This is a genomic window from Streptomyces corallincola, from assembly GCF_019104725.1.
Taxonomy (GTDB): Bacteria; Actinomycetota; Actinomycetes; order Streptomycetales; family Streptomycetaceae; genus Streptomyces; species Streptomyces corallincola.
Window position 1 is genome coordinate 1 of the sequence record NZ_JAHRXF010000084.1, and the last position, 7,726, is coordinate 7,726.

Below are 7,726 nucleotides of genomic sequence, written 5' to 3' on the forward strand. Positions count from 1 at the left end.
GGGGGGGGGGGGGGGCGGTGGGGGGGGGGGGGGGGGGGGGGGGGGGGGGGGGGTGGCGGGGTGTCTTGGTGCGGGGTGCGGAATTCGTGGTGCGGGTGCGGGTGCGGGTGCGGGGGCTGTGTGCGGGTGCGGCCTGGTGGGGGCTTGTCGCGCAGTTCCCCGCGCCCCTAAAGACGGTGGTTCGGGCTCGTTGGACGGGTGCCCCCGGCCGTGGTCGATGCGTGGTTCTGGTGCGTTGTGGTCCTCGGCCCGGTGGGGGCTTGTCGCGCAGTTCCCCGCGCCCCTGAAGACGGTGGCTCGGCCCCGCTGGACAGGCACCCCCGCGCCCCCCAAGACGACTTGCTAGCCCTTGCTTACCGCTGTGAGGATCTCCGGTAGGCGGGCGGCTGTGCGGGGGGCTGCCAGGTGGAGGCCTGCCCAGGTCAGGGTGGTGCCGTAGGCGGCGCCCAGGGGGAGGGTGATCCAGGACCAGGTGTCGCCGCCCGCCACCACGTTCTGCCAGATGACCAGGGCGATGACGGGGGAGCAGAGGAGGGCGGAGGCGACCATGCCGCCGAAGATGGAGATCCAGGCGAGGCCGACCTGGCCGGGGGCGACGTTCTTGTGGCCCTCCTGCGGGATCGAGTAGGGGAAGCGGGCCGAGGTCCAGGCGCCGGTGGCGAGCATCGCGCCGAGCAGGGCGAGGGAGAGGCCCAGCACCTCGGGGAGTTGATTCCAGGCGCCGAGCAGGGCCGTCGTCAGTACGGTGACCGCCGTGGCGTAGGGCACCGTGATCAGCAGCAGGGCCAGGGCCCGGCCGCGCAGTTCGGCGTAGGCGTCGCGGGGGGTGGAGACGGTGAGGGCGACCATCCAGAAGGCGGAAGTGTCCTGCCCGAACTGGTTGTACATCTGGATGCCGAGCATCCCGGCGGCGAAGCACGCGAAGTACACCGAGCCGGTGCCCTGGACCGCGTTGAACACCGGCACGATCAGCCCGATGGCCAGCGAGGTCACCCAGGCGGCCTTGGTCTTCGGGTCGCGCCAGATGTAGCGCAGCGCCCGCGCCATGACCGTGCCCGTGCGCCCGCCGGGCAGCAGCCGCCCCAGCCCCGACGCCGTACGGTCCCGGGTGCCCGCGTCCGCGCTCTGCAGGGTGGAGCCGTCCGGCGCGGTCATCAGCCGGGTCAGCCCCCGCGCCCACAGGAAGACCAACAGGGTCAACCCGGCGATTGCGAGCGCCAGTTGGGCCACCGCCGTGCCGTACGAGCCCTCACTCGCCGCGCGTACCGCGCCCAGCGCAGACGCGGGCGGCACCCAGGCGAGGACGTCGGCGACCGGGCGCAGCGGCTTCAGGCCCGCCGAACCCAGGTGCTGAGCGGCGAAGTTGACGACCTGCGCGCCGACCGCGATCACCAGGCCGCTCAGCACGGCGAGGTCCCGGCCCTTGCGGCTGCTCAGCAGCCGTACGTTGGCGACGGCCACGAGCCGGGCGAACGCCACGCAGGTCAGCAGCGCCAACGGGACGCCCACGAAGGCGAACAGGCCGCCCAGCGGGCCGTGCGCGACCGCGACCGCGCATCCGGCGAGCACCAGCAGGGTGAACGCCGGGCCGGTGCCGACCAGGGAGGCGGCCAGCAGGGCGCGGACCAGGGGGCGGGGCCGCAGCGGGAGCATCACCAGACGGGTCGGGTCCAGGGTCTCGTCGCCGCCGGGGAAGAACAGCGGCATCACCGCCCAGCCCAGCGCCAGGACGGCCACGGCGGGCACCGCCACCGAGGCGGCGTCCGGGTTGCCGCGCAGCGCCAGCAGGCCGAGCAACTGGCCCACCCCGACCAGCAGCGCGGCGAGCGCGGAGGCGACGAACGCGGCCCGGCGGCCCGCCGACTGGCGCAGCCCGTTGCGCAGGAGTGCCAGCTTCAGCCGGACGACCGTCGTCGTGACGGGAGTTGACTCGCTCATCGGGCCGCACCGCCGCCCAGCCAGTCCAGGTCGGACGCGGCGTCCCGGCCGCGCGCGCCGACCAGTTCGAGGAACGCGGCCTGGAGCGTGGGGTGTTCGGCACGGACCTCGGCCAGGGTGCCGGTCGCGCGGATGCGGCCCGCCGCCATCACGGCGACCCAGTCGCACAGCGACTCGACCAGTTCCATCACGTGGGAGGAGAAGACGACGGTGGCGCCGGAACCGGTGTAGCGCTCCAGGACGCCCCGGATGGTCTGCGCGGAGACCGGGTCCACGCCCTCGAACGGCTCGTCCAGGAAGAGGACTTGGGGATTGTGCAGCAGGGCGGCGGCCAGGCCGATCTTCTTGCGCATGCCGGTCGAGTAGTCCACCACCAGCTTGTGCTGCGCGCCCGCGAGGTCCAGCACGTCCAGCAACTGCGTGGCCCGCTTGTCCACTTCGGCGCCGGGCAGCCCGCGCAGCCGCCCGGAGTAGGCCAGCAGCTCCCGGCCGGAGAGCCGTTCGAAGAGGCGCAGCCCCTCGGGCAGCACGCCGATCCGGGACTTGACCTCGACCGGGTCCCGCCACACGTCGTGCCCGGCGATCTCCACCGTTCCCTGGTCGGGGCGCAGCAGGCCCGTCACCATCGACAGCGTGGTCGTCTTCCCGGCCCCGTTCGGGCCGACCAGCCCGACGAACTTGCCGGACGGCAGGTCGAGATCGACCCCGCCGACCGCCACCTGCTGCCCGAACCGCTTCCAGAGCCCTCGCACCCGCACCGCAACGTCGCTCATGACGGAGACCCTACGGGGCGGGGCGGGACCGGAGTGCTACCGGGATCTATTCGCAGTGCTCCGGCCTTCAGGCCGGGGGTGAAGCGAATCTGCCGGTGTGACGCGGAGCGTCACCGCAACGGGCCGGGCGGAGCCGGACGGAGGTATGCCGCCTGCGGCGCGGAGCGTTGCGAGGCTTTCCCGGCGAAGCCGGGCGCGGCTCACCCCGGCCGGTTCTGCTGCTCGATGTACTGGCTGACCACGGACAGCGGTGCGCCGCCGACGGTTCCGGCGAAGTAGGAGCCGGACCAGAGCTTGTTGGCCCGCCAGTAGTGGCGCACCAGGTCGGGAAATTCCTGACGCAGGCGGCGAGAGGAGACGCCCTTGAGGGAGTTGACCAGTTTGGTGACGGCGACCTTGGGCGGAAAGTTCACCAGCAAGTGGACGTGGTTGTCCTCGCCGTTGAACTCCACCAGCTCGCATTCGAAGTCCCCACACACCGACCGCATGATCTCCTCCATGCGCCGCAGGTGGGTATCGGTGAACACCCTGTGCCGGAACTTGGTCACGAAGACCAAGTGGACATGCATCGCGAACGTACAGTGCCGACCAGTTCTGATCTTCTGCATCTCACCCATAACCCAAGTATGTATCGTGGTCGGCATGCAGCTCCGGTACAGCTTCCGCCTGTACCCGAACGCCGTCCAGCAGGCCGCGTTGGCGAGGGCGTTCGGGTGCGCCCGCGTCGTGTTCAACGACGCGGTCCGCGCCCGCGAGGACGCCCGAGCGGCCGGGGAGCCGTTCCCGAAGATCGGGGAACTGTCCACACGGCTGATCACCCAGGCCAAGACCACCCCGGAACGCTCTTGGCTGGGCGAGGTCTCCACCGTGGCGCTCCAGCAGTCCCTGCGGGACGCCGAGACCGCGTACCGCAACTTCTTTGCCTCCCTGGGCGGCACCCGCAAGGGCCCGAGACTGGGAGCGCCCCGCTTCAAGTCCCGCAAGGACCACCGGCAGTCGATCCGGTTCACCGCGAATGCTCGCTGGAAGATCACCGACGCGGGCCGCCTCGACCTGCCGAAGATCGGTGCGGTGAAGGTGAAATGGTCCCGCGCCCTGCCCGTCACACCATCCTCGGTGACCGTGATCAAGGACGCGGCGGGACGGTTCTTCGCCTCCTTCGTCATCGACACCGATCCCGCCACCGACGCGGAACGTCTGCCGCAGACCGAGAACACCATCGGCATCGACCTCGGCCTGACCCACTTCGCCGTCCTGTCCGACGGCACGAAGATCGATTCCCCGCGCTTTCTGCGGCGCGCGGAGAGGAAGCTGAAGAAGGCCCAAAAGGAGCTGTCCCGCAAGCAGAAGGGATCGAAGAACCGGGCCAAGGCCCGCCTCAAGGTCGCCCGGGCCCACGCCGAAGTCGCTGACGCGCGCCGTGAGTTCCACCACCAGCTCTCCACCAAGCTGATCTCCGAGAACCAAGGGATCGCCGTGGAGGACCTGTCGGTGGCGGGACTGGCGCGCACCAGGCTGGCCAAATCCGTGCACGACGCGGGCTGGTCACAGTTCATCAACATGCTGACCTACAAGGCCGAGCGGTACGGCCGCGCTCTGATCAAAGTCAGCCGGTTCGAACCGACCAGCCAGATCTGTTCGACCTGCGGCCACCACGACGGGCCCAAACCCCTGAGCGTGCGGGAATGGACCTGTAGCGCCTGCGGCACCCTCCACGACCGGGACACCAACGCAGCGATCAACGTCAAGACGGCCGCCGGACTGGCGGCATCGGCCTGCGGAGCGCCGGTAAGACCAGGAGCGATCCCGGCACAGCGCGAAGAAACAGGAAGCCACGGATTCCCCACCGGAAACCGTGCCGCGTAGCGGCACGGCAACCCGTCAGGGAAGACCAGAATCCTCGCCCTTCAGGGCGAGGAGCGTGTCAACGGTCCCGCCCGCACGCGTAGGCCAGCGGCGAGATCAGCTCCTCCGTGTCCGGCAGCCACCGGTTGGCCTGGGTGGGGCGGCACGCCCACTGCACCGCGCCGCGCGCCCCGAACCGGGTCGGCGGCGCGGCCACGTACCGTCCCTCGCCCAGCGCCAGCAGATCGAGCGACTCCGGGGACCAGCCGAGCCGCCGTACGAGGTCCGGGATCTTCGCGCAGCCGCCGGGCAGGACGAAGAACTGCATCCGGCGGTCCGGGGTGAGGGTCACCGGGCCGAGGGTCAGCTCCATCCGCTCCATGCGGGCCAGCGCCAGGAACCCGGCGCTCTCCGGGACGGACAGCGCGTCGAAGGTGCGGCCGGTCGGCAGCAGGACCGAGGCGCCCGGCTGCTTCTGCCACATCCGGCGGACCTCGGTGGCGCTGCCGGTGGCCTGGGCGGCCCAGTCCGGGCGGGTCGGGTGCGCGCCGGGCGCGGGACAGGAGGCGTCGCCGCACGAGCAGCGCTGCGTCCCGCCGACGGTGTCGAGCGCGCTGCCGGGGAACACCTCCCAGTGCCGCTCCTCGACGTAGCGTACGGCGGTCTCCAGCAGCGATTCGCCGCGCTGCTGCGGGATCTGGGCGGCTTCGGCGCCGGCGATCGTCTCTTCCACGCTCAACTCAACTCCCGCACCCACCTGGAGTTACGGCCGCGCCCGCGCGCGGGGGGAGAGCATCCCGCCGTCCGCCGGGGCGCACGGGTGCACGCGTGGGGGCGCGCGGGAGGAGTCGGCGGCCGGAGCGGGTAACAAGGAGCGGGGGGTGGCATCCGCCGTTACCCCGGCAAACCGCACATGTCACGCATTGACGGTATGTCGGCTGGGCAGTGATCGTGCGACCGGAACCGTCCGGCCGCTCCACACGCTCCAGGGGTTCGCAGGGGGTTGTACATGGCCGCGAGGCCGCTTGTCGCAAGGCAGCCCAACGAGAGGCTGCAGGCACTCATCCAGGAAGCGGGGTGCTCGAACGCCGGGCTGGCCCGGCGGGTCAACATGTGCGGTGCCGAGCACGGCCTCGACCTGCGCTACGACAAGACCTCGGTGGCGCGCTGGCTGCGCGGGCAGCAGCCGCGCGGCCGGGCGCCCGCGATCATCGCGGAGGCGCTGGGCCGCAAGCTCGGGCGTACGGTCACGATCGACGAGATCGGCATGGCCAACGGCAAGAACCTGGCCTCCGGCGTCGGTCTCCAGTTCTCGCCGACGGTGCTGGGGGCCATCGAGCAGGTCTGCGAGCTGTGGCGCAGCGACGTGGGCCGCCGGGACTTCCTCTCCGGGTCCTCGGTCGCCGCCTCCGCGCTGGTCGAGCCCAGCCGGGACTGGCTGATCTCCACCCCGGACGCCCAGGTCGCCCGGCAGGCGGGCCCGCGCGTGGGGCTGCCCGACGTGGCGGCGGTGCGCTCCATGACCCAGGCGCTCACCGACCTGGACCACCAGTACGGCAGCGGGCATGTCCGCCCGGTCGTCGTGCACTACCTCAACAGCGTCGTCTCCGGGCTGCTGGCGGGGTCGTACCGGGAGGCGGTGGGGCGTGAACTCTTCGCCGCCGTGGCCCGGTTGACCGAGCTGGCGGGGTACATGGCGGTGGACACCGGGCAGCCCGGTCTCGCCCAGCGGTACTACATCCAGTCGCTGCGGCTCGCCCAGGCGGCCGGTGACCGGGGGTACGGCGGCTATGTGCTGGCCGCGTCGATGAGCCACCTCGCGGCCGAGCTGGGCAACCCGCGCGAGATCGCCCAGCTGGCGCGGGCCGCGCAGGAGGGCGCGCGCGGGCGGGTGACGCCGCGCGCGGAGGCGATGTTCCACGCGGCCGAGGCGCGCGGACACGCGCTGCTCGGTGACGCCGGTGCCGCGCAGGAGGCGTCCGGGCGGGCGGTCGCGGCGATGGAGCGGGCCGACGGCGCCTCGGGGGACGACCCGGTGTGGATCGCCCACTTCGACGAGGCGTACCTCGCGGACGAACTGGCGCACTGTCACCGGGACCTCGGGCAGCCGGAGGCCGCCGCGCGGTACGCGGAGCAGTCGCTCGCCGGGCACCCGGAGTCCAGGGCCCGCCGCCGCGCCATCGGTCATGTGCTGCTCGCCACGGCCCAGGTGCAGCAGCGGGAGATCGAACTCGCCTGCCACACCGGGACGAAGGCGGTCGAACTGCTGCGGACGCTGCGCTCCAGCCGGGGCGCGGAGTATCTGGACGATCTCCAGCGGCGTCTTGAGCCGTTCCGGGACGAGGCGGTGGTCCGGGAGTTCGGCGCCCGCCTCGACCTGCAACCCGCTGCTTGACCGCCGCCTGACGGTCCTTCGGGAAATCCTCCCCGTCCGCGCGTGAACGTATGGTGAACAGCCGCTCGGGAGACGGCTGTTCCCATCAACAGCGTGCGGCGGGGCGGTTTTGTTACCGCTGTCACAGGGAAGGGGTTCGGGCCCCCTGCGGCGTGGCACCCCGCGCGGGCGACCCGGTAGCGTGAGCCGACGATTCCGAAGGTCCCCCATTAGTAGGAGTCCCGGTGACGCAGAGTGGACAGGGCGAGGAGCCCTCGGCGCGGCAAGCGCACGAAGGCATCGTGCTGCCCTCCGACGGAGGCGAGCCCGTACTGCCGGGCATGACCGGCCGCCCGGCCTCCACGGCACCGGCCGGCGGCCAGGCATGGGGCGACCCGTGGGGTCCCGGCCGTCAGGAGCCGCAGCGGCAGGACCAGGGCTGGCCCCCGGCCGCCGCCCCCGGCTGGGGCGGCCCGGAGCAGCAGGGCGGTCCCGGCCCGCTGCCCCCGGAGGACGCGCCGACCCAGGCGTACGGCGCGCAGGCCGGGCACGGCGCCCACGGCTCGTACGGCGACCAGGGGTACGGAGCGGGCGGCGCGCAGCCGCAGCACCAGCAGCCGCAGTACCCGCAGCAGTACGGCGACTACGGCACCCAGGGCGCGCACGGCGGCCACGGCGCTTCCCCGCTGCCCGCCGAGAACGCTTCGGGCGGCTACGGCGACCCGTACGCGCCGCAGTACGGCGGGGGCCCCCCCCCCCCCCCCCCCCCGCCCCCCCCCCCCCCCGGCCCCCCCCC

At 72.5% G+C, this 7,726-nt stretch carries 6 protein-coding genes and 1 pseudogene; 3 read left to right on the plus strand and 4 right to left on the minus strand.

Going from position 1 to position 7,726, the window contains the following annotated elements; all coding sequences use genetic code 11:
- Nucleotides 1-342: 342 nt before the first annotated feature.
- The 3 genes from KUM39_RS27755 to tnpA all read right to left on the minus strand — a co-directional run bounded on the left by KUM39_RS27755 (nucleotide 343) and on the right by tnpA (nucleotide 3,328).
- Complete coding sequence (locus KUM39_RS27755; protein WP_217788540.1) at nucleotides 343-1,938, minus strand: transporter; 1,596 nt, start codon at nucleotides 1,936-1,938, stop codon at nucleotides 343-345.
- Entirely contained in the window at nucleotides 1,935-2,711 is a 777-nt protein-coding gene (locus tag KUM39_RS27760; protein ID WP_217788541.1) for an ABC transporter ATP-binding protein, read from the minus strand. The genes KUM39_RS27755 and KUM39_RS27760 overlap by 4 nt, the downstream gene beginning before the upstream one ends.
- 200 nt (nucleotides 2,712-2,911) lie before the next feature.
- Nucleotides 2,912-3,328 (minus strand): IS200/IS605 family transposase, encoded by a 417-nt coding sequence (tnpA, locus tag KUM39_RS27765; protein ID WP_217788542.1) that lies wholly within the window; start codon nucleotides 3,326-3,328, stop codon nucleotides 2,912-2,914.
- A 25-nt stretch (nucleotides 3,329-3,353) separates the two neighbouring features.
- Here tnpA and KUM39_RS27770 point away from each other — a divergent pair, with 25 nt between their 5' ends.
- Complete coding sequence (locus KUM39_RS27770; RefSeq protein WP_217788543.1) at nucleotides 3,354-4,577, plus strand: RNA-guided endonuclease InsQ/TnpB family protein; 1,224 nt, start codon at nucleotides 3,354-3,356, stop codon at nucleotides 4,575-4,577.
- A gap of 58 nt (nucleotides 4,578-4,635) precedes the next feature.
- On the opposite strand, the gene KUM39_RS27775 is transcribed toward KUM39_RS27770, so the two are convergent.
- On the minus strand, nucleotides 4,636-5,289 hold the full coding sequence (locus tag KUM39_RS27775; protein WP_217788544.1) for a bifunctional DNA primase/polymerase: 654 nt from the start codon (nucleotides 5,287-5,289) through the stop codon (nucleotides 4,636-4,638).
- 276 nt (nucleotides 5,290-5,565) lie between these two features.
- Between KUM39_RS27775 and KUM39_RS27780 the strand changes: the two genes are divergently transcribed.
- Both KUM39_RS27780 and KUM39_RS28495 read left to right on the plus strand, forming a co-directional pair.
- Nucleotides 5,566-6,951, plus strand: a complete 1,386-nt coding sequence (locus KUM39_RS27780; protein ID WP_217788545.1) for an NsdA family TPR-like regulatory protein — start codon at nucleotides 5,566-5,568, stop codon at nucleotides 6,949-6,951.
- A gap of 224 nt (nucleotides 6,952-7,175) precedes the next feature.
- Nucleotides 7,176-7,726, plus strand: a pseudogene (locus KUM39_RS28495) (hypothetical protein); the annotation flags it as partial.

What these genes read in the sequence shown, in the direction of transcription:
- KUM39_RS27755 (WP_217788540.1), bottom strand. Translation starts at nt 1,938, where the DNA reads ATGAGCGAGTCAACTCCCGTCACGACGACGGTCGTCCGGCTGAAGCTG.
- KUM39_RS27760 (WP_217788541.1), bottom strand. Translation starts at nt 2,711, where the DNA reads ATGAGCGACGTTGCGGTGCGGGTGCGAGGGCTCTGGAAGCGGTTCGGG.
- tnpA (WP_217788542.1), bottom strand. Translation starts at nt 3,328, where the DNA reads ATGGGTGAGATGCAGAAGATCAGAACTGGTCGGCACTGTACGTTCGCG.
- KUM39_RS27770 (WP_217788543.1), top strand. Translation starts at nt 3,354, where the DNA reads ATGCAGCTCCGGTACAGCTTCCGCCTGTACCCGAACGCCGTCCAGCAG.
- KUM39_RS27780 (WP_217788545.1), top strand. Translation starts at nt 5,566, where the DNA reads ATGGCCGCGAGGCCGCTTGTCGCAAGGCAGCCCAACGAGAGGCTGCAG.